Origin of the sequence: Bartonella sp. AA83SXKL (assembly GCF_042196965.1) — a bacterium.
Taxonomy (GTDB): Bacteria; Pseudomonadota; Alphaproteobacteria; order Rhizobiales; family Rhizobiaceae; genus Bartonella.
On the sequence record NZ_JBHIRG010000320.1, the window covers coordinates 319 to 570 of the forward strand.

At 41.7% G+C, this 252-nt stretch carries 1 pseudogene; it reads left to right on the top strand.

Annotated elements, in window-relative coordinates:
- Positions 1-252 (top strand): annotated as a pseudogene (locus ACFINO_RS11385) (COG4223 family protein); the annotation flags it as partial.

Genomic DNA, 252 nt, shown 5'->3' on the forward strand with positions numbered 1-252 from the left:
TAGTTCAGTTCAACTTGCAGCTGATTTTGCCAATATTGCCGATGCAATTGTTGCAACGCAAAAGATTGTTGCGTCAGATGCTGGTTTTTTTGAACGGATTTTGGCATGGATAAAAGGTTTGATTGTTTCGCGACCGATTGGAAATGTTGAAGGTATGACATTGGAAGCAATCGCGGCCCGGATGGAAGTTGCTATTCAAACAGGTGATTACGAAAAGGCTTTAAGTGAATGGCAAAAATTGCCTCAAAGTGC